Origin of the sequence: Pseudoduganella flava, assembly GCF_007830495.1 — a bacterium.
GTDB lineage: Bacteria > Pseudomonadota > Gammaproteobacteria > Burkholderiales > Burkholderiaceae_D > Rugamonas > Rugamonas flava.
Genome location: NZ_VLKW01000001.1, coordinates 477,842 through 500,074, shown reverse-complemented (window position 1 = coordinate 500,074; position 22,233 = coordinate 477,842). Strand labels below are relative to the sequence as shown.

General features: G+C 65.2%; 14 protein-coding genes. 3 read left to right on the top strand and 11 right to left on the bottom strand.

Annotated elements, in window-relative coordinates; translation table 11 throughout:
• Window positions 1-272: 272 nt before the first annotated feature.
• The 7 genes from rluB to IP92_RS02125 all read right to left on the bottom strand — a co-directional run bounded on the left by rluB (window position 273) and on the right by IP92_RS02125 (window position 9,061).
• Entirely contained in the window at window positions 273-2,240 is a 1,968-nt protein-coding gene (rluB, locus tag IP92_RS02155; RefSeq protein WP_145872869.1) for a 23S rRNA pseudouridine(2605) synthase RluB, read from the bottom strand.
• Window positions 2,227-2,937, bottom strand: a complete 711-nt coding sequence (gene scpB / locus IP92_RS02150; protein WP_145872868.1) for an SMC-Scp complex subunit ScpB — start codon at window positions 2,935-2,937, stop codon at window positions 2,227-2,229. Before scpB ends, rluB begins: the two co-directional genes overlap by 14 nt.
• Window positions 2,938-3,233: 296 nt before the next feature.
• Window positions 3,234-4,250, bottom strand: a complete 1,017-nt coding sequence (locus tag IP92_RS02145; protein ID WP_145872867.1) for a glucokinase — start codon at window positions 4,248-4,250, stop codon at window positions 3,234-3,236.
• A gap of 203 nt (window positions 4,251-4,453) precedes the next feature.
• Complete coding sequence (locus IP92_RS02140; RefSeq protein ID WP_145872866.1) at window positions 4,454-5,419, bottom strand: DedA family protein/thiosulfate sulfurtransferase GlpE; 966 nt, start codon at window positions 5,417-5,419, stop codon at window positions 4,454-4,456.
• Between the two features lie 17 nt (window positions 5,420-5,436).
• Window positions 5,437-7,116: an ABC transporter ATP-binding protein gene (locus IP92_RS02135; RefSeq protein ID WP_145872865.1), complete on the bottom strand. Its 1,680-nt coding sequence runs from the start codon at window positions 7,114-7,116 to the stop codon at window positions 5,437-5,439.
• Window positions 7,113-8,126: an ABC transporter permease gene (locus IP92_RS02130; RefSeq protein WP_145872864.1), complete on the bottom strand. Its 1,014-nt coding sequence runs from the start codon at window positions 8,124-8,126 to the stop codon at window positions 7,113-7,115. Before IP92_RS02130 ends, IP92_RS02135 begins: the two co-directional genes overlap by 4 nt.
• The gene (locus IP92_RS02125; RefSeq protein ID WP_145872863.1) at window positions 8,123-9,061 is read right to left on the bottom strand and encodes an ABC transporter permease; all 939 of its coding nucleotides are present in this window, start codon (window positions 9,059-9,061) and stop codon (window positions 8,123-8,125) included. Before IP92_RS02125 ends, IP92_RS02130 begins: the two co-directional genes overlap by 4 nt.
• A 405-nt stretch (window positions 9,062-9,466) precedes the next feature.
• On the opposite strand from IP92_RS02125, the gene IP92_RS02120 reads away from it, so the two are divergent.
• Both IP92_RS02120 and IP92_RS02115 read left to right on the top strand, forming a co-directional pair.
• The gene (locus IP92_RS02120) at window positions 9,467-12,259 is read left to right on the top strand and encodes a TonB-dependent receptor (protein ID WP_229418570.1); all 2,793 of its coding nucleotides are present in this window, start codon (window positions 9,467-9,469) and stop codon (window positions 12,257-12,259) included.
• A gap of 367 nt (window positions 12,260-12,626) precedes the next feature.
• Window positions 12,627-15,422, top strand: coding sequence for a TonB-dependent receptor (locus IP92_RS02115; RefSeq protein WP_229418569.1), 2,796 nt, complete (start codon window positions 12,627-12,629; stop codon window positions 15,420-15,422).
• 104 nt (window positions 15,423-15,526) lie between these two features.
• Here the strand turns inward: IP92_RS02115 and IP92_RS02110 are convergent, their stop codons facing one another.
• Together IP92_RS02110 and IP92_RS02105 are read right to left on the bottom strand one after the other, a co-directional pair.
• Window positions 15,527-16,495, bottom strand: a complete 969-nt coding sequence (locus tag IP92_RS02110) for an IS1595 family transposase (RefSeq protein WP_145872862.1) — start codon at window positions 16,493-16,495, stop codon at window positions 15,527-15,529.
• 270 nt (window positions 16,496-16,765) lie between these two features.
• Window positions 16,766-17,053: a hypothetical protein gene (locus IP92_RS02105; protein WP_145872861.1), complete on the bottom strand. Its 288-nt coding sequence runs from the start codon at window positions 17,051-17,053 to the stop codon at window positions 16,766-16,768.
• Between IP92_RS02105 and IP92_RS02100 the strand changes: the two genes are divergently transcribed.
• Window positions 17,031-19,925 carry a TonB-dependent receptor domain-containing protein gene (locus IP92_RS02100; protein WP_229418620.1) on the top strand — a complete coding sequence of 965 codons (2,895 nt, stop codon included), beginning with the start codon at window positions 17,031-17,033 and terminating at the stop codon, window positions 19,923-19,925. The genes IP92_RS02105 and IP92_RS02100 overlap by 23 nt on opposite strands.
• A 63-nt stretch (window positions 19,926-19,988) precedes the next feature.
• Here the strand turns inward: IP92_RS02100 and IP92_RS02095 are convergent, their stop codons facing one another.
• Window positions 19,989-20,234 (bottom strand): hypothetical protein, encoded by a 246-nt coding sequence (locus IP92_RS02095; RefSeq protein ID WP_145872860.1) that lies wholly within the window; start codon window positions 20,232-20,234, stop codon window positions 19,989-19,991.
• Window positions 20,235-20,311: 77 nt separating this feature from the next.
• Window positions 20,312-21,370, bottom strand: coding sequence for a 3-deoxy-7-phosphoheptulonate synthase AroG (aroG, locus tag IP92_RS02090; protein ID WP_145872859.1), 1,059 nt, complete (start codon window positions 21,368-21,370; stop codon window positions 20,312-20,314).
• Between the last annotated feature and the right edge of the window lie 863 nt (window positions 21,371-22,233).

The window sequence follows — 22,233 nt, the reverse complement described above, 5'->3', positions numbered from 1 at the left end:
TTTTTGTACTCCAGCCAGATGAAAGCACTCTCAGCAAACAAACCCTGCGAAGAACTTTTACTAGGCCGCTTATTATAACGCGTCATTGATTTCGCTGCAATGCCGCAAAGGGCAATAGGACGCCGTTACAACAGTGGCAAGGTTGTGTTTTTACTGCCGGGAATGGCTGCGGCGGGTGCCATTCAGGTCCGCCGCTCCACCATGGTACTGCCGGAGACGCCGAGGCATCCGATATGCGGACGCCCGGCGGGGAATCAAGCCTTGCGGCTGATTCAAGCCTTCCTGCGGCGCGGCATGCCGTGATCGATCGCGCCGCCGCGCGGCTGACCGCCGCCGCGGCGCTGCTGCTGGCCGCCGAAGCCGAACGTCGTCTGCAGCGGATCCGGCTGGCGCGGGCCGCGGCCCTTGCCGCCGGCCGGACGGCCACCCGGCTCGCCCAGGCCTGGACGGCCCAGGCCGCCACCTTGCGGACGGCCACCCGGACGGCCCGAGCCGGCACCGGCGCCGAAGTAGCTGCCGGCACCCTGGCCGCGGCCGCCCTTGGCCGCCTGCGGGAACGGGTCGGCGTTCTTGTTCGACACGTCCATCCGGTTGAAGTTGGGTTCGCGACGCTTCTCGCCACGACCTTCGCCACGACCTTCGCCGCGCGCATCGACCTTGCCCGGCTTGTCGCCACGGCCCTGCTTCGCCTCGCCGCCGCCCTTCTTCTCGACGCCAACGGCGGCCAGCAGGTCGCGCACGGTATTTTCTTCCATTTCTTCCCAGCGGCCGCGCTTCAGGTTCGACGGCAGGGTCAGCGCGCCGTAACGCGTACGGATCAGGCGCGAGACGGTCAGGCCGACCGCTTCGAACATGCGGCGCACTTCGCGGTTACGGCCTTCGCCGATCACCACGCGGTACCACTTGTTGACGCCTTCGCCGCCGCCATCGGCGATCTTCGAGAACTGCGCCAGGCCGTCTTCCAGCTCGACGCCGGCCAGCAGTTTCTGGCGCATGCCCTCTTCCAGCTCGCCCAGCGTGCGCACCGCGTATTCACGGTCGATGTTGTAACGCGGGTGCATCAGGCGGTTCGCCAGGTCGCCGGAGGTCGTGAACAGCAGCAGGCCTTCGGTGTTGAAGTCCAGGCGGCCGACGGCCAGCCATTTGCCCGTCTTCATCTGCGGCAGGCGGTCGAACACGGACGGACGGCCGTCCGGGTCGTCGTGCGACACGATCTCGCCGGCCGGCTTGTGGTACACCAGCACGCGCGGCGGCTTCTTGCTGACTTTCCGCTGGATCAGCTTGCCGTTGATGCGCACGGCATCCGTCGGCAGGATGCGCTGGCCGATGTGGGCCGGCTCGCCGTTCACCGACACGCGGCCGGCGATGATCAGGTCTTCCATGTCGCGGCGCGAGCCCAGACCGGCCTCGGCCAGCACTTTGTGCAGCTTCGGTGCATCGTCCTCGGCCGTGAGGTCGCGGCGCACGGCCTTTTGCGGCTGCTTGCCGCGCGCGCCGTCTTCCTTGTCGAACGCTTCGGACGTGACGAACGAGAACACGGCATCCGCGTCGCTCATCTTGCCGTTGCCGCCCGGCTTCTGCCCCTGGCGCTGGCCCTGCCTCTGGCCCGGCTTCTGACCTTGGCCCTGGTTCTGGCCCTGGTTCTGCCCCTGGGCGCGCTGCTGCTGCTGACCCTTGCCGCGGGCGTTCTTGCCCTTGTTGCGGCCGCGGCCCGGCTGCTCGTCGCGCGCCGCCTGTTCCTGCGGTGCCGCCTCGGCCTGGGCCGGCGCTTCGGCTTGTGCCGCGGTGTCGCCAGCCGGCGCCGCCTGCTCGGCCTGCTCAGCCCTCTGCGCATCGCGCAGCGCGCGCTGTTCGCGCATCTGGCGCGGGCCGCGCGGCGTGCGGGCCTGCTTCGGCTCCTCGGCCGGTTGTGCATCGGGCGCCGCCTGGACGGCCTGCTCGGCCGGCTCCTGCGCTGCCTCGGCCTTCGGCTTGCGGGTGCGCGGTTTTTTCACGGGTGCTGCGGCATCGGCTGCAGCATCGCTTGCCACGGCGGCTGCCGGTGCAGCCTGCTCGACCGCTGCGGCGGCGGGTTCGGCCGCCGCGGCCTTACGGGTGCGCTTCGGCTTGGCCGGCGCGGCCGCGTCGTCCGCCTGGACGGCGGACGCCGCCGCTTCGATCTGCGCCTTCGTGCGGCGCTTCGGCTTGACGGCCGGTTCGGCCGGCGCACCGGTCTCGATGATGTTCTCAGTATTGTTCATGCGTGTTTTCTAGCGTGGGCGGCGCCTGCACCGTATCGGCGATTGCTTCCCCGGGCGCTTCATTGTCAGTGACTTCGGCGGCATGCGCCGCCTTCTCGAAATTTTCCTGCAGCGCGGCTTCGAGTACTTCCATCGAATTGGCATTCTGCGTATCGCTGATTTGCTGCAGAGGCGGCAGCTGGGACAGCGACTGTAACCCCAGGTCGTCCAGGAACTGCTTCGTGGTTCCCAGGAGCGCCGGGCGGCCCAGCACGTCGCGGTAGCCGACGACGTCGACCCAGCCGCGGTCTTCCAGCATCTTGATCGTCTGCGAGTTCACAGTCACGCCGCGGATCTCCTCGATGTCGCCGCGCGTGACCGGCTGGCGGTACGCGATGATCGCCAGCGTCTCGAGCGTCGCCCGGGAATACTTCTGCGGCTTTTCCGGGTTCAGACGGTCCAGGTACTGCTTCAATTCGGGCCGGCTCTGGAAGCGCCAGCCGGAGGACAGGGCCACCACTTCGATGCCCCTGCCCTGCCAGTCCTGCCGCAATTCCTCCAGCAGGATCCGGATCGTGTCGGCGCCGACGCCGGCACCCAGCGGGCGGCCCTGGTCGTCGACATCGACGAACAGCTTTTTCAGGCTGTGAATCGATAACGGTTCGCGAGCGCATAGCAGCGCGGTTTCGAGGACTTTCTTCGCCTCAGCTGTATCCATAAGCCAACTTGTGGTTGCCGCCGGCCCGCAGCGCAGGTGCATGCAACAGTGCATACAGATGCGTGGCAGCCAGGCATATCGGCGAACAGAAGTGCCGGAAATACGCTGGGGCGGAAGGTCAAAGATGGAGGGTGCGTTTTCAACGGATCGTTTTCAGACCGGAAAACTTGTCGGCTTTACCCGGAAGAACTTCTGGATCGAGCGGCGCCGTTTCATCCAATAACAGCCATTGTACTCCATAAAACCGCGAATAGTGCAATTCGCGGTCTCGTACCGTAACTGGATATTCTAACCGATCAGGCCGCGAGGCGCTCGGCCAGGATGGCGGACACGCCGAGGAAGGCCGGGTATTGCGCCGTGATCACATGCGTCGGGATGGCGGACAGGTATTGGCGGAACCGGCCCTTCGCCTCGAAGCGGGCGCGGAACGCCGACCGGTCGAAACGGTCGCCCAGCTTCGGCACGATGCCGCCGCCGATGTAGATGCCGCCCTGCGCGCCCAGCGTGACGGCCAGGTTGGCCGCGATCGTGCCCAGCATGCCGCAGAACGCTTCGATCGCCTCGTCGCACAGCGGGCAGGTGCCGTCCAGCGCGCGGCGCGCCACGTCGGCGGCCGACAGCGGCTCGGCCGCCACCTTGCGGTAGTCCGCCAGTGCACGGTAGATCAGCTCGATGCCGGCGCCGGACATCAGGCGCTCGGCCGACACGTGCTCGAACTCGCGCCAGGCGAACTGCAGGATCGCCACTTCCGTCTCGTTGACGGGCGAGAAGCTGACGTGGCCGCCCTCGGACAGCAGCGCCGTCCAGCCGCTGGCGCACGGAATCAGGCCGGAGACACCGAGACCGGTGCCGGCGCCGATCAGGCCCAGCGGGCTGCCGGCCACGGCCGTGCCGCCGCCCACCTGCCGCTTCTGGTCACCTAGGAACGGCAGCGAGCGGGCCAGCGCCGTGAAGTCGTTGACGACGGCCAGCACGTCGAAGCCGCACTCCTGGCGCATGCCCTCGATCGAGAATTCCCAGTGGTGGTTCGTCATCCGCACGAAGTCGCCCGTGACGGGATTCGCGATCGCGATCGCGCCATGGCGCACGACAGGTGCCGCCGCAGCCACGTCCGGCAGTGCCAGGTAGGCGCGCAGCGCGGCCGCCAAGGTCGGATGCTCGCAGCACGGCAGCACGTGGATGTGGCCGACCTGCCCCGGCGCCGTCTCCAGCGCGAAGCGGGCATTCGTGCCGCCGACGTCGGCCAGCAGGCGCGGACCACCAGGGAAAGCGGAAGAGAGGGTCTGCGGCGCGGGAGTCGACATGGCGTTCATGGGCTGGATAAAAATTAGGGACGCCTAATGCTATCGGATTTCTTAGCGAACGCGCAAGAGTCAGGCTGTAGTTTGGGTACAAACTAGGCCATTGTCGCCACAAACCGGGGAAAACCGGACAGTAGTATGACTACTAAGTTTCCTCAAAAATGGAGCCTGTCACCATTCTTGAGGGAACACCGCGCCGCAGCGGCGCGGTCGGTTCAGCGGGGTGCGTCGGTTGCCGGGATCTGTTCGGCGATGACGATGGTGTCGGTCGGCCGGAAGGCGCTCTTCCATGCGTCCAGGCCGCCGTGCAGCGGCCGGGCCAGCGCGTAGCCGTGTTCGTGCAGTTGCTTGACGATGCCGGCAGCGCTGACGTCGTTCGGGCAGCTGCAGTAGACGACGATGTGGCGGTCGTGCGGCAGCGCGGCGAGCAGCGCGGGAAGGTTGCCGTCCACCGGCAGCGCGCCCGGCACCGGCGGATCGAGCTGGCGCGCCGTCGCGCTGCGTGCATCGACCATTACCGGTTCGTGGCCTGCATCGACGAGCTCGCGCAATTGCTCGACGCTGATCCGCTCCGTCTGCATCGCCCGCTGGAAGCGGCGGCGCTCGATGTATTTGAACGTCACGAACAGGCCCAGCAGCGTGCCCAGCACGCCCAGCGCCGTGCTGCCCATCGTGGCCAGCATGTCGAGCACCTCGTCCACATTGGCCTGGAAGTACACGCCGATCAGGATGCCCGTCAGGCTCCACAGCAGGCCGCCCAGCAGGCTGAACGACAGGAACAGCGGCACGCCGGTGCCCATCGCGCCGGCCAGCGGCGGCGCGATCGTGTTGAAGCCGGGGATGAACTTGGCGACGATCATCGACTTCGGGCCCCACTTGCGGAAGTTGTCCTCCGTCTGGCTGACGCAGTAATCGGGCGACAGCGAGATGCGGCACAGCAGCTTCAGGATGCGCTTGCCGTAGCGGCGCCCGGCGCGGAACCAGAACAAGTCCGCCAGCAGGCAGGCGCTCATCGCGACGGCCAGCACGCCGGCCAGCGGGGTGCCGCCGTTCATCGCCAGCGCGCCCGAGACGATCAGGATGGGATAAGCGGGAATCGGCGCCCCCATCTGCTCGACCAGGACGACGATGAAGACGATCAATACGCCGTATTCCTGCAACAGAGAGATCAAGTTCGCCATGATAGCGCCATCTTAACTTACTTCGCGGCGCCGCGCGGGATCGCCGCCAGCAACGCCCGCGTGTACGGGTGCTGCGGGTTGGCATACAGCTCGTCCGCATCGGCGCATTCGACGACTTCGCCCTGGCGCATCACCATCACGCGGTCCGAAATGTACTTCACCACCGCCAGGTCGTGCGAGATGAAGATGTACGACAGCGCGAATTCGTCCTGCAGGTCCTGCAGCAGGTTCAGCACCTGCGCCTGCACTGACACGTCCAGCGCCGACACGGATTCGTCGCAGACGAGGATCTCCGGCTTCATCGTCAGGCAGCGCGCGATCGCGATGCGCTGGCGCTGGCCGCCGGAGAACTCATGGGGCCAGCGATGCAGCGCCTGCGCCGGCAGGCCCACGCGCTCGAGCAGCGCGCGCGCCATCGCGACCCGCTCGGCGTCGTTCGCGCCGATGCAGTGCAGGCGCATCGGCTCGAGCAGGATCTGGCCCACCGTGAAGCGCGGGTTCAGCGAGGCGTACGGGTTCTGGAACACGATCTGGATGCGCCGCTTGTACGCGTGGTATTCCTTGTCCGGCATCGCCAGCAGGTCGCGCCCCTCGAACAGCGCGCTGCCGCCGGTGGCCTGGTGCAACCGCAGCAGCGTCAATCCCACCGTTGTCTTGCCCGAGCCGGATTCGCCGACGACGCCCAGCGTCTTCCCGCGCGGCAGCTGGAACGACACGTCTTTGACGGCCTGGAACTCGCGCTTGCCGAACAGGCCCTCGCGCAGCCAGAAGCTCTTCGACAGGTTCTTCACGTCCAGCACGATCTCGTCGCCCGGCGCATAGCCGCGCTTCTTCTGCGGCGCCACGGTGGCCTTCCCTTCCAGGTAGTCGGCGATCACGGGCAGGCGCAGCGGCCGCGCATCGAGCGGCGGGCGGCAGTGCAGCAGCGCGCGGGTGTACGCGTCGCGCGGCGCGTTGAACACCTGCGCCGCCGGCCCGGCTTCGCGCACCTCGCCATGGCGCATCACGATCACGTGGTCGGCGATCTCGCCGACGAGGCCCAGGTCGTGCGTGATGAACAGCACGGCCATGCGCCGGCGCTGCTGCAGCCGGGCGATCAGTTCGACGATCTGCTTCTGGATCGTCACGTCCAGCGCCGTCGTCGGCTCGTCGGCGATGAGCAGCTTCGGTTCGCAGGCGATCGCCATCGCGATCATCACGCGCTGCTGCTGGCCGCCGGACATCTGGCCCGGATACGCGTCGATCTTCGTGGCCGGGTCGGGAATACCCACCTCGCCCAGCAGTTCGAGCGTGCGGGCGCGCGCCTGCCGCGCGCTCATGCCCATGTGCCGGCGCAGCACCTCGCCGATCTGGAAGCCCACCGTGAACACGGGGTTCAGCGACGACATCGGCTCCTGGAAGATCATCGCGATGTCGCGGCCGCACAGCGCGCGGCGCTCGGCCAGCGGCAGGTGCAGCACGTCGCGCCCATCGAAGCGGATGCTGCCGGCCGGGTCGATCAGCGTCGTGTCCGGCGGCAGCAGGCCCATCACCGCCAGCGAGCTGACGGACTTGCCACTGCCCGACTCGCCCACCAGCGCCACCGTGGCTTCCCGCGGCACGTCGAACGAGACGCCCTTCACGGCTTCGTGGGTGGTCTTCTTGTCGACCCGGAAGGCAATGCGCAGGTCGCGCACTTCGAGCAGGTTGTCCATCATTTCACTTTCGGATCGAGCGCATCGCGCAGCGCGTCGGCGAACAGCGAGAACGCCGTCACGAGGATCGCCATCGCGCTGGCCGCGGCGGCCAGCTGCCACCATTTGCCCAGCAGGAGCTCGTTCTGCGCCTCGTTCAGCATCGAGCCCCACGACACCACGCCGACCGGCACGCCAAAGCCGAGGAATGACAGGATCACCTCGGCCTTGATGAAACCGACGACGAGGATCGACACCTGCACCAGCGCCACGTGCGACGCGTTCGGGAAGATGTGGGCGAACATGCGCCGCCAGTGCGACGCGCCGATCGCCTGCGCGGCCAGCACGTACTCGCGCGCCTTGTGCTTCATGTACTCAGCGCGGATCAGCCGGTACGGCCCCGTCCAGCCGGTCAGGCCGAGGATCAGCACCACGGTCGTCACGCCCTTGTGCTGCAGCACGGCGGCCACCGTCAGGATCATCAGGATCGACGGGATCGCCGTGAACACGTTGTACAGCCATGTGAACGCATCGTCGACGACGCCGCCCCAGTAGCCGGACAGCGCGCCGAACAGCGTGCCGATGCCCACCGCCACCAACGCGGCGACAAGGCCGACGACGATCGACGTCTCGGCGCCCTTGACGGTTTTTTTCAGCACGTCGTGACCCCACTTGTCGGCGCCGAACGGCAGCGTGGCGCGGCGCTCGGGTGCCGCGCCGCCGCCCGGCAGCTGGCTGCGCAGCGCGGCGATGTCGGCGGCCAGCGGATCGAACGGGTTGTCGCGCGCGGCCTGCGTGGCACCGGCCGATTCCGTGCGGGCGGCGGGCGCGCCGACGAACGACGGCGGCGCATAGTGGGCGCCGACCTCCTCTTCCCAGTCGGCGGCGACCAGGCCGAGGGCCGACAGCGCGATCAGCACCAGCCACGCGCCCACGACGGCCAGCGCCGCCATCGCCAGGCGGTCGGCGCGCAGGCGGCGCCACGCCAGGGTCCACAGGCCGGGAGCGGCGTTCTCGATCGCGTGCACGCTCATCCCAGCTGGACTCGTGGATCGACCGCCCGGTACAGCAGGTCGGTCAGCAGGTTGAACACCATCGTGGCGGCGGCCACGTACACGGTGATCGCCTTGATGACGGGGAAGTCGCTGCGCTCGACGGCCAGGATCACTTCGCGGCCGATGCCGGGAATGCCGAAGAAGCGCTCGAGCAGGAAGGCGCCGATCAGCAGGCCCGGCAGGTTCGCCATCACGTGCGTGATGATCGGGATCGCGGCGTTGCGCAGCACGTGCACCCACATCACGCGGCGCTCCGGCATGCCTTTCGCGCGCGCCGTGCGCACGTAGTCCTGGCCCACCTCGTCCAGCACGAAGGTGCGGTACAGCCGCAGCGTGGGCGCCAGCGACACCGCCAGGCCGATCAGGATCGGCAGCGGCGCGTAGCGCAGCAGGTTCTCCCCGAAGCTGTCACCCCAGCCCTGCACCGGGAACAGCCCCAGCTTGTACGCCAGGCCGTACTGGAACACGATGATGTAGACGAGGATCGAGATCGACATCGCGGCCGTGCAGGCAACCATCACGGCGCGGTCCGTCAGCGAGCCGCGCACGAACCCCACCGCCAGGGCCAGCGCGATGCCGAGCAGCGTCTCGAGCACCGTCAGCGGCACCAGCACCGTCAGCGACGGGCCCAGCCGCGACGCCAGGATGTGCCCCACCGTCTCGCCGGTGGCCCAGCTCTGGCCGAAATCGAACGTGACGATCTGTTTCAGGAAGATCAGCAACTGCACGTGATACGGCTCGTCGACGCCGAGCTGGCGGCGAATGTTGGCGATGGCCTCCGCACTGGACATCTTGCCGGCCAGCAGATACGCGGGATCGCCGCCCACCCAGTTGAACAGCACGAACACGAGCAGCACGACGCCCAGCATGGTCGGCAGCATCTGCCACAAGCGGCGCAGGATAAAGGCAAGCATCGGATCCGGGCTGGACGAGGATGAGGAAGGCGTAACGATAGCCGAAAAGCGGGCCGCGCGACAGTCGCCCGTTTCTCGTGAATAAAGTTGCTACATGCAAATTCTGTATCAATTCCTCCACACTTCCTTCAGCGTCAAATTATTCAGCCTCAAAGAATTAAATTCGGCGAAATTGCATGAAGATGGCAGCATGTTGCTCTCCTTCATCGGATTTCGCATGCCAAAACTGATCGGTTCGGCCTAATCCAGATACTTTCGGCAATCTGAGCCGACAACTTTTTGTTTGACCAGTATCAACAGCCGATGCTTACATGCTCCCTCATGGAAGCGAGGCGCTTCCAGGACAGGAGCAACGCAGAAGCACAGTCTGTAGCTCATTGGAAATTATTTGTGGAGGTAGCACCCATGGTAGAGAAAATGATGGCCCGTTCCGTACGCCTGTTATTCGCGGGTGGTATGGCGGCGGCCACGCTGGGCATGGCAGGCACGGCCGCAGCCCAGGACAATACGAACATTCAGCGCGTCGAAATCACCGGTTCGTCGATCAAGCGGGCAACGGCCGAAACGGCCTCCCCGGTCCAGGTGATCGGCCGCGACGAACTGCTGCGCTCGGGCAAAGGCACCGTTGCCGAATACCTGCAGACCTTGACCGTGGACGGCGCCGGCTCGCTGCCGACCGGCTTCGGTAACGGCTTTGCCGCCGGCTCCACCGCGATCTCGCTGCGCGGCCTGGGCGCCACCTCCACCCTCGTGCTGCTGAACGGCCGCCGCATGGCGCCGTTCGCCCGCGCCGACGACGGCCAGAAGAGCTTCACCGACCTCTCCACCGTGCCGATGCAGATCGTCGAGCGCATCGAGATCCTGAAGGACGGCGCATCGTCGACCTATGGTGCCGACGCGATCGCCGGCGTCGTCAACATCATCCTGCGCAAGGACGTGCAGGGCCTGGAACTGAAGGCCGACACGGGCTGGTCGCGCTATGACGACGCGAAGCAGAACAAGGCGTCGATCACCTACGGCCAGGGCGACCTGGACACCGACCGCTACAACTGGGTCGTCAACGCCGAATACACGCAGTCGGACCGCCTGAAGAACAGCCAGCGCTCGAAAGTGCGCGGCTACATCGGCAACGGCGACCTGCGCTCCTATGGTTTCCCGATCGGCACGCAGTTCGCCGGCGGCTACGTCAACGGCACCAACAATGTCAGCCCGGGCCTGACCGGCATGGTGCGCGATCCGGTCTCGACGAACTACGTGACCTTGCCGGGCTGCTCGACGCTGAGCGCCACGGCCGACCAGACCGGCGCGAACGGCGGCTGCCTGCACTACGCCGACCAGTGGCGCGACATGCAGCCGGAGATCGAGTCCGTCAACCTGTACACGAAGGGCACGTTCCAGATCAACCCGGCCACCCAGGCGTACGTCGAAGTGGGCTACTCGAAGCGCTCGACGGCGTTCACGATGACGCCGGCCTCGTTCACGACGACGGTCGCGTTCCCGCCCAACGCGCAGACCCCGCAAGGCTACATCAACTACGGCAACCTGAACCTGCTGGCCGCGTCGCACCCGCAAAACCCGTTCGGCGCACCGGCCCGCATCCGCTACATCGCGGGCGACATCGGTCCGTCCGAGCGCAACGCGGACAACGAATTCCGCCGCTTCGTCGCCGGCATCAAGGGCTCGGCCTTCGGCTGGGACTACGACACCGGCTTCACCTACTCCGACTCGACGCTGGACCTGCTGTACACGAACATGATCAACATGAACGTGATGCGCGCGGCACTGGGCGATCCGACGTCGAAGTACTTCCCGTACTACATGGGCGCGCAGGCATCGAAGAACCCGGCCTCGCTGTACCAGGCACTGGTCGTCAACGCCGGTTCCCGCTCGAAGACGAGCCTGTCCGTGATCGACTTCAAGGCATCGCGCGAACTGCCGATCGCCCTGCCGGGCGGTAACCTGAACCTGGCGCTCGGTGCCGAGCACCGCCGCGAGAAGGTCACGAACCCGTCGCTGGCCGGTTCCGAGAACGGCTCGATCAACTCCAGCTACGTGGCCGCCTTCGGCGACTCGAAGGTCTCCGCGATCTATGCCGAGATCCTGGCACCGCTGCTGAAATCGCTCGAACTGTCCGCCGCCGTCCGCTACGACAAGTACGACAACTTCAACTCGACGACCCCGAAAGTGGGCCTGAAGTGGACGCCGATCCGCAGCTTCGCGCTGCGCGGCACGTACACGGAAGGCTTCCGCGCACCAGGCGCCGCCGAAGGCAGCGCCCTGTCGCAGTCGACCGGTACGTCGACCGTCAGCGATCCGGTCCGCTGCCCGGGCGGCAAGCCGGCAGCCGGCGGCGCCACGTCGACCGACTGCTCGATCCCGGTCGCGGCCGTCAAGGTCGGCGATCCGAACCTGCAGCCGGAGAAGTCGAAAGGCGCCACGCTGGGCATGGTGTGGGACCCGATCGACGGCATGAGCATCGCGCTGGACGCGTGGAAGATCAAGCGTGAGAACGAGATCAACCCGCTGCCGTACAACGAAGCGGCCGCGCTGCCGACGGCGATCCGCAACGACAACAACCTGGTGCAGAACGGCGTCGTGATCCCGAATTCGGGCACGCTGGTGCTGACGCAGGCGCCGTACCGCAACTCCAGCTACACGGAAGTCAAAGGGGTCGACCTGGATATCCGCCAGCGCCTGCGCCTGGGCGACTACGGCCGCGCCACGCTGGGCATGGTGGTGACGCACGTCGCATCGTGGGCCCGCCACGAGAGCGCCACGACGGTCTACCAGTATGCCGGCACGCACGGCAACTGCGATACGTCGAACTGCGCCGGCACGCCGAAGAACAAGGTCAACCTGAGCGCCTCGTGGGACATCGGCGCGTGGAACTTCAGCGGCAACCTGAACTGGCGTGACAAGATGCAGAACGTGCTGTTCGCCGGCGACAAGTGCGCTTCCACGCTGGCAAACGGCCAGCCGGGCACGACTGACTGCGAGATCGCATCGTTCACGACGGTTGACCTGTCGACCCGCTTCAACGTGAACAAGAACTTCACGCTGTTCGCTTCCGTGAACAACGTGTTCGACAAGTGGGCACCGCTCGATCCGCTGACCTACGGCGGCATCGGCTACAACCCGATGGACGCGTCGGGCGCGATCGGCCGCTACTTCAAGGTCGGCGCAAGCTACAAGTTCTAACCTGAAGCTTTAGCAAAAAAGCAAGGCGCTCCTGCGGGAGCGCCTTTTTTTTGTTGCTCGCTCACCACATCGCCGACAATCTTCACAATGAATTTGCGCACGGTCGTGCACGCTCCAATTTGGGGCAAGATCGGCGATGTTGCCAATATTTACCCGAAGAAACGTCTTTCCAGACCTTCAACTACCGACCGGTACACACGGCAGACACATCCTGTTACAAAAACTGACCCCGCTTTACGATTGACGGCTTGGCGCCGCAGGTGGTCTCATCGCCCCCCTGAAGGGCCTGCCTGGACAGTTCCTTCAAGACGGAGGCTTGCAGCTACATGTTGTACGGCTCGCTGAATCAATTTTGGAGGCAGTAACAATGATGGAAAAAATGATGGCCCGCTCGGTCCGCCTGCTGTTCGCGGCGGCCGGCGTGGGTGCCGCCTTGCCGGCACTGGCACAAACGCAGGACGCGCCACTGCAGCGCGTTGAAATCACCGGCTCGAGCATCAAGCGTGCAAGCGCCGAAACCGCTTCGCCTGTCACCGTGATCAACAGCGACGAGCTGCTGCGCTCCGGTAAGGCCACCGTGGCCGAGTACCTGCAGACGCTGACCGTCGACGGTGCCGGTTCGCTGCCGACCAGCTTCGGCTCCGGCTTCGCCGCAGGCTCCACCGCGATCTCGCTGCGCGGCCTGGGCGCCACGTCCACGCTGGTGCTGCTGAACGGCCGCCGCATGGCCCCGTTCGCCCGTGCCGATGACGGCCAGAAGAGCTTCACCGACCTGTCGACCGTGCCGATGCAGATCGTCGAGCGCATCGAGATCCTGAAGGACGGCGCCTCGTCGCTGTACGGTGCCGACGCGATCGCCGGTGTCGTCAACATCATCCTGAAGAAGGACTTCACGGGCCTGCAGGTCCGCGCTGAAACGGGCTGGTCGCGCTACGACGACGCCAAGCAGAACAAGGCCTCGATCACCTACGGCCAGGGCGACCTGGACGAGAACAAGTACAACTGGGTCGTCAACGCCGAATACTCGAAATCGGACGAGCTGAAAGCCGCCGATCGCTCGGGCCGCGACTGGATCGGCCACGGCGACATCCGTCCTTGGGGCTATGGCCTGGGCACGCAGTACGCCGGCGGCTACATCTCGAACGGCGCCGCGTCGCCGTCGCCGACGGGCGCCCTGCTGAACCCGGCAACGGGCCAGTACGTGTCGCTGGGCGGCTGCTCGCAGTTCTCCAGGTCCGTGCAGAACGACCCGCGTGGCGGCTGCGTATGGCACCAGGACCAGTTCCGCTCGATGCAGCCGGACATCGAATCGATCAACCTGTACACCCGCGGCACCTGGCAGATCAACGACAACCTGCAGGCGTTCACGGAACTGGGTTATTCGGAGCGCAAGACGTCGTTCACGATGACGCCGGGCTCGACGTCGTCGACGATCGTGTTCCCGGGCGCTAACGGCGGCCCGAACCAGCTGATCAACTACGGTTCGACGATCCTGATGGCGGCGAACCACCCGCAGAACCCGTACGGCGCGCCGGTACGCCTGCGCTACTCGATGTGGGACGTGGGCCCGTCGGTGCGCAACGCCAAGAACGAGTTCAACCGCTTCGTGATCGGCCTGAAGGGCAATCACATGGGCTGGGACTGGGAAACGGGCTTCACCCGCTCCGAGTCGAAGCTGGACCTGTCGTGGACGAACATGATCAACATGAACGTCCTGAAGGATGCGCTGTCGAACCCGAACAGCCAGTTCTTCCCGTACTACATCGGCACCGAAGCCTCGAAGAACTCGCCGGCACTGTACGACGCGCTGCGCCGTACCGCGACGTCGCACTCGACGACCCGCCTGACCACCGTGGACTTCAAGGCCACGCGTGAACTGCCGGTCAAACTGCCGGGCGGTAACATCGGCCTGGCGATCGGCGGCGAACACCGCGAAGAAAAGCTGAACAACCCGAGCCTGTCCGGTTCGGAAAACGGCTCGATCAACAGCAGCTACACGGCCGCATTCGGCGACACCAAAGTGTCCGCCGTCTACGTCGAAGCGCTGGTACCGGTACTGAAGTCGGTCGAAGTGACGGGCGCGCTGCGTTACGACCACTACGACAACTTCAACTCGACGACGCCGAAACTGGGCATCAAGTGGACCCCGGTGAAGTCGTTCGCACTGCGCGGTACGTACACGGAAGGCTTCCGTGCCCCGTCCGCAGCGGAAAACAGCACGATGTCGCAAGCCGTCGGTTCCGCATCGGCCCAGGATCCGGTGCGCTGCCCGACCGATCCGGCAACCGGCAAGCCGACGTTCCGCCCAGGCGCCAGCCAGACCGATTGCTCGATCTCGATCAGCTCGATCAAGATCGGCAACCCGAACCTGAAGCCGGAAGAGTCGAAAGGCTACACGCTGGGTATGGTGTGGGATCCGTTCGACGGCACGAGCCTGGCGATCGACGCGTTCAAGATCAAGCGTGAGAACGAGATCAACCCGGTGTCGTACGCCGAAGCGGCGCAATCGCCGACCGCCGTGCGCAACGACAACAACCTGAAGGATGCCAATGGCAATGTGATCCCGAATTCGGGCACGCTGCTGGTGGTGTCGGGTGCCTACCGCAACTCGTCGTTCACCGAAGTCAAGGGTGTCGACCTGGACGTGAAACAGCGCCTGCGCCTGGGCGACTGGGGCAAGGCCACGCTGGGCCTGACCTGGACGCACATCCACTCGTTCCTGCGCGCCGAATCCGACACGCTCGAGTATGAGTTCGCCGGCACGCACGGCAACTGCGATACGTCGAACTGCATGGGCACGCCGAAGAACAAGGTCAACGTGACCGCGTCGTGGGACATCAACGCATGGAACTTCAGCGCGACCGCCAACTGGCGCGACAGCATGAAGAACATCCGCTACGAAGGCGCACCGTGCGCGAGCCAGTTCGCCGACGGCAGCAACGCCCCTGGCGGCTGCAAGCTGGCCTCGTTCACGACGGTCGACCTGTCGACCCGCTGGAACTTCAGCAAACAGCTGACGCTGTTCGCCTCCGTCTCCAACCTGTTCGACCGCGTCGCTCCGCTGGATCCGCTGACCTACGGTGGCATGAGCTTTAACCCGCTGGACAACTCCGGCGCCGTTGGCCGCTACTTCAAGTTCGGCGCGCAGTACAAGTTCTTCTGATCGCCTGATCGAAGTACGTGAGAACGGCCCCTGCGGGGGCCGTTTTTTTTCGCTCTGTTCGCGTTGGCTGAGCTTTCACACCGGAACGGAACTTATCGTAGATATTACGGTCGCTCCTGCTGCCGAGGTGCAACGGCCGCCCGCAGCCAATGCTCGGGGATGATGAGTGCCGCGGCGTCGAGCACCATTTGCCAGCCGGCGTAATTGGCCAGGTAGCGGCTCGCGACACCGCAAAATCTGCGCAGCCAGGTCTTGAAGCGGCCATGCCAGCCGTTGACGCCGTTGACGTGGATGGCGCCGCGCACGTACTCGCCGGCGCGCACGTTGATCGCCCGATGGCTGATCCCGGCCAGCTTCGCGAAGGCCGGATAGGCTGCGGCGCCGTCGCTGACCAGCAAGGCGTCGCGCGCCAGCACCGGTTTCAGATAGTGCAGCAGGCGCCCGGCGTCCGCCTCGCCCTGGCCGGCATGAAAAGCGTGCGTGGTGTCGCCGCGATCGCGCGCGACCAGCACACATTCATGCTGCTTGCTGATGCCGCGGCAGGTGGCCCTGCCACCGCGCTTGCGCACCGGCCTGTCGAGGTGACGCGAGCCCTTCTGCGATTCGAGGACGTAGGTTTCGTCAGTCTCGACGATGCCCTTCAAAGTAGGCGGCTCCTCACGCCGCACGGCGGCGACGAACCGGTGGCGCCAGCGAAAGCTGGTCGACTTCGCGACCGCGACGCGTTCGGCGGCCGCGCGCACCGTGCGCGACTCGATCAAGCACTGGAAATAGGCGAGCCATTTGTCGCGCTGCCGCAGGCGCGCCAGCGGCGTGCCGGTCAGCGCATTGAAGCTGTGCAGGCAGACGACGCAGCGGTACCGCTGCAAGCCGTTGGCGTGGCCGCTGCGGTGGCAGCGTGCATTGCCGCAATGAGGACAGGCACATCGCCCCTTCGCTTGTTCAATCAGGGCCAGGCAGCGCCCGGGCATCTGCAGCGTGCCGAGCCAGTCACGCAAGCACTCGATCTCGTCAGCCGATAGCGGCAGCTGCGCCAGCGCACGGAACAGGTGCTGAAAGCCATTCGTGCCCATCCTTGCCTCCCGTTATCGATGAGTTATCTCAACAGAAGATAAGACAGCGTTGACGGCTGGAAGTTCCCCAACCTTCCGCGAACAGCGCGTTTTTTTTGCCGGCACGCCACAGGAAAATAGGCACGCCACCCTTTTTCCGGCGCCGCCACCGGCCCCGAATTGTCGCCAATTGTCGCGTTTATGTCACAGCGGCGTCTGCCCCACCGAACTTTTTTTCCCGGGCATAACCCCCGCCTTCACCAAGCTGGTGCGGTGGCACTGTTGAGGTCATCAGCTTGTCATCTGCATGTAACTGCTCAGAAAAACAACCCAAGTTTCCTGAAGTTCACACTTCACCCCCCTGCCATCGGCGCACCATCCGGGCGCATCCCTGCGCCAATTGCGCGCATCTGCATTGATTGACAGCAAATTGCAGACAATGGTTGTATAAAAAAGCAACGAGAAAAATTGCTGACCGGCGAGCGTTGCGGCTGGTCTCGCCGGCTGACGTTCAACCACTCGGCTCAGAGGACAAAAAAATATGGCGATGGAAAAAGTGTTGTCGCGCTCGATACGCATGATCTGCGCGTCGGGCGTTGCACTGGGGATGCAGGCCGCGCACGCCCAGGAGGCGCAGCCGGCGGACACGCAGCTGCAGAAAGTGGAAGTGACCGGCTCGCGCATTCCAAGCGCGAACCTGACGGGCGCCAGCCCGATCACCGTGATCAACGCGGCCGAGATCAAGATGGACGGCGTGCGTTCGGTCGAAAACTTGTTGAACAACATGCCCCAGGTATTCGCCGACCAGGGGGCGACGATTTCGAACGGCTCGTCCGGTACCGCCACGGTCAACCTGCGCAACTTCGGTCCAGACCGCACGCTGGTGCTGATCAACGGCCGCCGCCTGCCGTCCGGCAGCCCGTCGAACACCGCGGCCGACCTGAACCAGATTCCCGCCGCGCTGATCAAGAACATCGAGCTGCTGACCGGTGGTGCTTCCGCCGTGTACGGTTCCGATGCCGTCGCCGGCGTCGTCAACTTCATCATGAACGATTCGTTCCAGGGCGTGCAGCTGGAACTGAACCACAGCTTCTACAACCACCAGCAGAACGGCGGGCCCGCCGCTGCCGCCGTGCGCGACCGCAACTACGCGCTGCCGGGCGACAAGGGCGCCGACGGCAAGATCAAGGATGCCAGCCTGCTCATCGGCAGCAACTTCGCGGACCAGAAGGGCAACGCCACCGTCTTCTTCGGCTACAAGAAGGAAGACGCGCTGCTGCAATCGGAACGCGACTTCTCGGCCTGCTCGCTGGGCGGCTTCACGAACGGCAGCCAGCTGCGCTGCGGCGGCTCCGGCACCAGCTTCCCGGGCCGCTTCATCACCGCCAACGGCGGCTTCACGGTTGCCGATGCGAACGGCAACGTGCGCCCCTACGTGGCGGCCACGGACCAGTACAACTTCGGCCCGCTGAACTACTTCCAGCGCCCGTCCGAGCGCTACACGTTCGCCGCGTTCACGCACTACAACATCAACGACAACGCCACCGTCTACGCGGAAGCGAACTTCCACGACGACCACACGGTTGCGCAGATCGCCCCATCGGGCCTGTTCGGCTTCGACGCATCGGGCGCCAACGCGATCCACAACGAGAACCCGTTCCTGACGCCGGCATGGAAGACCGCGCTGGGCCTGAATGCGGACAACCCGACCGCCGAGGCGCTGATCTTCCGCCGCAACGTGGAAGGCGGCGGCCGCCAGGACGACATCCGCCACACCTCCTACCGCGGCGTGCTGGGCATGCGCGGCGAGTGGAACAACTGGCACTACGATGCCTTCGTCCAGCTGGGCAAGGTGATCTACGCGGAAAACTACCTGAACGACTTCTCGATCGCCCGCACGGCGCGCGCGCTGGACGTCGTCACGGACGCCAACGGCAAGCCGGTCTGCCGCGTCGCGCTGCAGGGCATCGACACGGCCTGCGCGCCGTACAACATCTGGGCGCTGGGCGGCGTCAGCCAGGAAGCGCTGAACTACCTGCAGACGCCGGGCTTCAAGAAAGGCAGCACGCACCAGACCGTGCAGGGCATCAATGTCGGCACCGACCTGGGCAACTACGGCATCAAGGTGCCGGGTGCCAACGACGGCGTCAACGTGTCGCTGGGCTGGGAGCACCGCACCGAGAAGCTCGAACTGCGCACCGATGCGGCGTTCGACACGGGCGACCTGGCCGGCCAGGGCGGCCCGACGCACGGCGTCGAAGGCCAGTTCAGCGTGCGCGAGTACTTCACCGAAGTGGCCATTCCGCTGCTGCAGAAGCGCCCGTTCGCCGAGGACCTGCTGGCCCGCCTGACCTACCGCCGTTCCGACTACAGCACCGGCAACAAGACCAATTCGTATGGCCTGGGTCTCGAATGGGCGCCAACGTCGACGGTCAAGGTGCGCGGCAGCTACCAGCGCGCCGTACGCGCCGCCAATATCGTCGAGATGTACACGCCGCGGGGCATCGGCCTGTACGACAACGACGAGGATCCATGCGCCGGCGCCACGCCGACCGCTTCGCTCGAGCAGTGCGCCCGCACCGGCGTCACGGCCGCGCAATACGGCCACATCGAAGACAGCCCGGCACAGCAGTACAACGGCCTGTTCGGCGGCAACAAGGACCTGAAGCCGGAGACGTCCGACTCGTACACGTTCGGTATCGTGCTGCAGCCGATGCGCAACCTGTCGCTGACGGTCGACTACTTCAACCTGAAGGTCGAAGACGTGATCCTCGACCTGCCGGCGACGACGACATTGACGCAGTGCCTGGAAACGGGCGATCCGAAGTTCTGCTCGCTGATCACGCGTGACCGCACCGGCTCGCTGTGGGCACTGCCGACGGCGCAGATCGTGGCGACGAAGATGAACCTGGGCAGCCGCAAGACCTCGGGCATCGACATCAGCGCGAACTACAAGTACAAGACGCCTGGCTACGGCGACGTGGCGTTCGCCCTGACCGGCACGTGGCTGAAGGAGTTCAAGCAGGAAGACGTGCCGGGCACCGGCGAGTACGACTGCGCCGGCTACTTCGGCCCCAGCTGCGGCACGCCGCTGCCGAAGTGGCGCCACAAGTTCCGCACGACGTGGTCGACGCCATGGAACGTGGACATGGCGCTGACCTGGCGCTTCATCGACAAGGTGGACCTGTCGTCGACCAGCAGCGATCCGAACCTGGCTGGCGCATCCGAGGAAGCGGACCGCGTGTTCGGCCGCCGCAACTACTTCGACCTGACGGCGAACTGGCAGGCGACGAAAGCTATCTCGCTGCGCGTGGGCGTCAACAACCTGTTCGACAAGGATCCGCCGGTGGGTGGTATCACGTCGAGCACCTTCGGCAACGGCAACACGTTCCCGCAGGTGTACGACGCACTGGGCCGGCGCGTGTTCATGAACCTGACCGCGCGCTTCTGACGGCACGGGCAAACGAAAACGGCGGACCCGCGGGTCCGCCGTTTTTTCATGGTGCCGCGCGATTCAGTTGTTACGCGGGCCGACCTCGTTGCCCAGCGACGTGATCGGATGTTCCGAATCGAGCTCCTGCTGGCCGATCGTGCGCAGCGAACGGTCCATCGTCGAGCGGCTCAGGCGGCTGCCGGTCAGCGGGCGCTTTTGCGCGGTGGCGACAGGCGCGCCGTCGGCCGCCGCCATCCGCGGTGCTGGTTCCGGGGCGGCGCAGCCAGCCAGCACGGCGATGCTGGCGAGGACAACGAGAGTACGCATGATGCTCCTTTCGTGAGGTGGAAGTCCTCAGGATAATGCAGCAATCATGCCACCGCAATCGCGCTGAAGCCTTCTCGTTACTCGCCCTTCAGCCGGCGCTGGCGCACCGCATCGGCCAGCTGCTCGAGCACCCCAACACTGGCCTCCCAGTCGATGCAGCCGTCCGTGATCGACTGGCCGTACGTCAGCTCCTTCCCCGGCACCAGGTCCTGGCGCCCTGCGACGAGGTGCGATTCGACCATCACGCCGACGATGCGCGTATCGCCGCCCGCAACCTGGCCGGCAATGTCGGCGCACACGGGCACCTGGTTCTCCGGCTTCTTCGAGCTGTTCGCGTGCGACGCGTCGATCATCAGGCGGCACGCCAGGCCATGGCCGGCGACGGCCTTGCAGGCTTCGTCGACGCTCGCCGCGTCGTAGTTCGGCGTCTTGCCGCCGCGCAGGATGATGTGGCAGTCCTCGTTGCCGTTGGTCGACACGATCGCCGAGTGGCCGCCCTTCGTCACCGACAGGAAGTGGTGCGGCTGCGAGGCGGCCTTGATCGCTTCGACGGCGATCTTGATGTTGCCGTCCGTGCCGTTCTTGAAGCCGACCGGGCACGACAGGCCGGACGCCAGTTCGCGGTGCACCTGCGACTCCGTGGTGCGGGCGCCGATCGCGCCCCAGGCGATCAAGTCGGCGATGTACTGCGGGCTGATCACGTCGAGGAACTCGGTGCCGGCCGGCAGGCCCAGCTCGTTGATGTCGCGCAGCAGCTCGCGCGCCATGCGCAGGCCGTCGTTGATGCGGAAGCTGTTGTCCATGTACGGGTCGTTGATCAGGCCCTTCCAGCCCACCGTCGTGCGCGGCTTCTCGAAGTACACGCGCATCACGATCTCCAGGTCGTCCTTCAGGCGCTCACGCAGCTTGACGAGGCGGCGCGCATATTCCATCGCCGCCTTCGGGTCGTGGATCGAGCACGGGCCGATGACGACCATCAGGCGGTCGTCCTGGCCGTGCAGGATGCGGTGCAGCGCCACGCGCGCGGCCGATGCCGTGTTCGATGCGGCTTCGGTGCAGGGGAATTCGCGGATCAGGTGCGAGGGTGGCGTCAATTCCTTCATCTCGCGGATGCGCAGGTCGTCGGTGCGTTGCATGAGGCTCTCCTGAAAATTTCGGGGTAAAAAAAAACCGCCATCGCTGGCGGTTTCTTCGTATCTGCTGGACTCGTTCGCTTTGCTGCTTACGTGCACCGGCCTTTACTCAACCGCCTTGGGGGCAGGGAGCCAAAAATAAAAAAAGCCGGTAAAGAAGACGAAGCGGTGCATGGATCAGTCCTGTTGGTTGAAGATCACTATAACAACATCCCCGGCCCTTTGGCAAGCAAATTGTCTGTCGGAACGAACTAGTCCAAACGGACGGGTCGAAGCCACGTCGACGGTTGGTGCGGCGCGCTGCCCTGCTTCCCTGCGATTCCATCTGGAACAGGTCCATCGCTACTTGCAACATTATATTCATTAAATCTCCGCTGGATTCGCGCTACGCTGCACTGCAATAGACCAGCCTTCAGCAACCTCATCGCCGCATTAATCCATTGCACGCACATTCCAGCGAATGTTCAAAAAGAGGTCGCGAATTGCATATATTCTTCACTTAAATGCGCCTGCCCTATTCCGGCATGCCGCCCACTGCACGCCCAATCCCAGCGACAACGGAAATTTTTTTCAAGAATTTCGGGCGAGCCTTGCGGAACGCCTTGCCACGGCTTGCCTCGGCTCGCCCGACACAATTTTCCCTACCCGAAGTTCCGACAAAAGGGATCGAGCCAATACTAATCCCGACTAATTGAGGCGAACGCGCCGGTTTTGCATCAACGTGCAGACCCGGCACGCCGGGACCCGCATGTCACAAAGCGGCGCCCTTCAGGCGCCGCGAATTACAATTTTGCTGTTGCGCACATGAGACATTACGGTTTCGCAAAATCTTTATCTCCTATATAACTTCTGTCTCTCACGAAAAC

Excerpts from the sequence above, each read along its gene's own strand:
- IP92_RS02125 (WP_145872863.1), bottom strand. The coding sequence starts at position 9,061 with ATGCTTGCCTTTATCCTGCGCCGCTTGTGGCAGATGCTGCCGACCATG.
- IP92_RS02135 (WP_145872865.1), bottom strand. The coding sequence starts at position 7,116 with ATGATGGACAACCTGCTCGAAGTGCGCGACCTGCGCATTGCCTTCCGG.
- IP92_RS02115 (WP_229418569.1), top strand. The coding sequence starts at position 12,627 with ATGATGGAAAAAATGATGGCCCGCTCGGTCCGCCTGCTGTTCGCGGCG.
- IP92_RS02145 (WP_145872867.1), bottom strand. The coding sequence starts at position 4,250 with ATGAACGCCATGTCGACTCCCGCGCCGCAGACCCTCTCTTCCGCTTTC.
- rluB (WP_145872869.1), bottom strand. The coding sequence starts at position 2,240 with ATGAACAATACTGAGAACATCATCGAGACCGGTGCGCCGGCCGAACCG.
- IP92_RS02120 (WP_229418570.1), top strand. The coding sequence starts at position 9,467 with ATGGTAGAGAAAATGATGGCCCGTTCCGTACGCCTGTTATTCGCGGGT.
- IP92_RS02140 (WP_145872866.1), bottom strand. The coding sequence starts at position 5,419 with ATGGCGAACTTGATCTCTCTGTTGCAGGAATACGGCGTATTGATCGTC.
- scpB (WP_145872868.1), bottom strand. The coding sequence starts at position 2,937 with ATGGATACAGCTGAGGCGAAGAAAGTCCTCGAAACCGCGCTGCTATGC.
- IP92_RS02095 (WP_145872860.1), bottom strand. The coding sequence starts at position 20,234 with ATGCGTACTCTCGTTGTCCTCGCCAGCATCGCCGTGCTGGCTGGCTGC.
- IP92_RS02130 (WP_145872864.1), bottom strand. The coding sequence starts at position 8,126 with ATGAGCGTGCACGCGATCGAGAACGCCGCTCCCGGCCTGTGGACCCTG.
- aroG (WP_145872859.1), bottom strand. The coding sequence starts at position 21,370 with ATGCAACGCACCGACGACCTGCGCATCCGCGAGATGAAGGAATTGACG.
- IP92_RS02110 (WP_145872862.1), bottom strand. The coding sequence starts at position 16,495 with ATGGGCACGAATGGCTTTCAGCACCTGTTCCGTGCGCTGGCGCAGCTG.
- IP92_RS02105 (WP_145872861.1), bottom strand. The coding sequence starts at position 17,053 with ATGCGTATCGAGCGCGACAACACTTTTTCCATCGCCATATTTTTTTGT.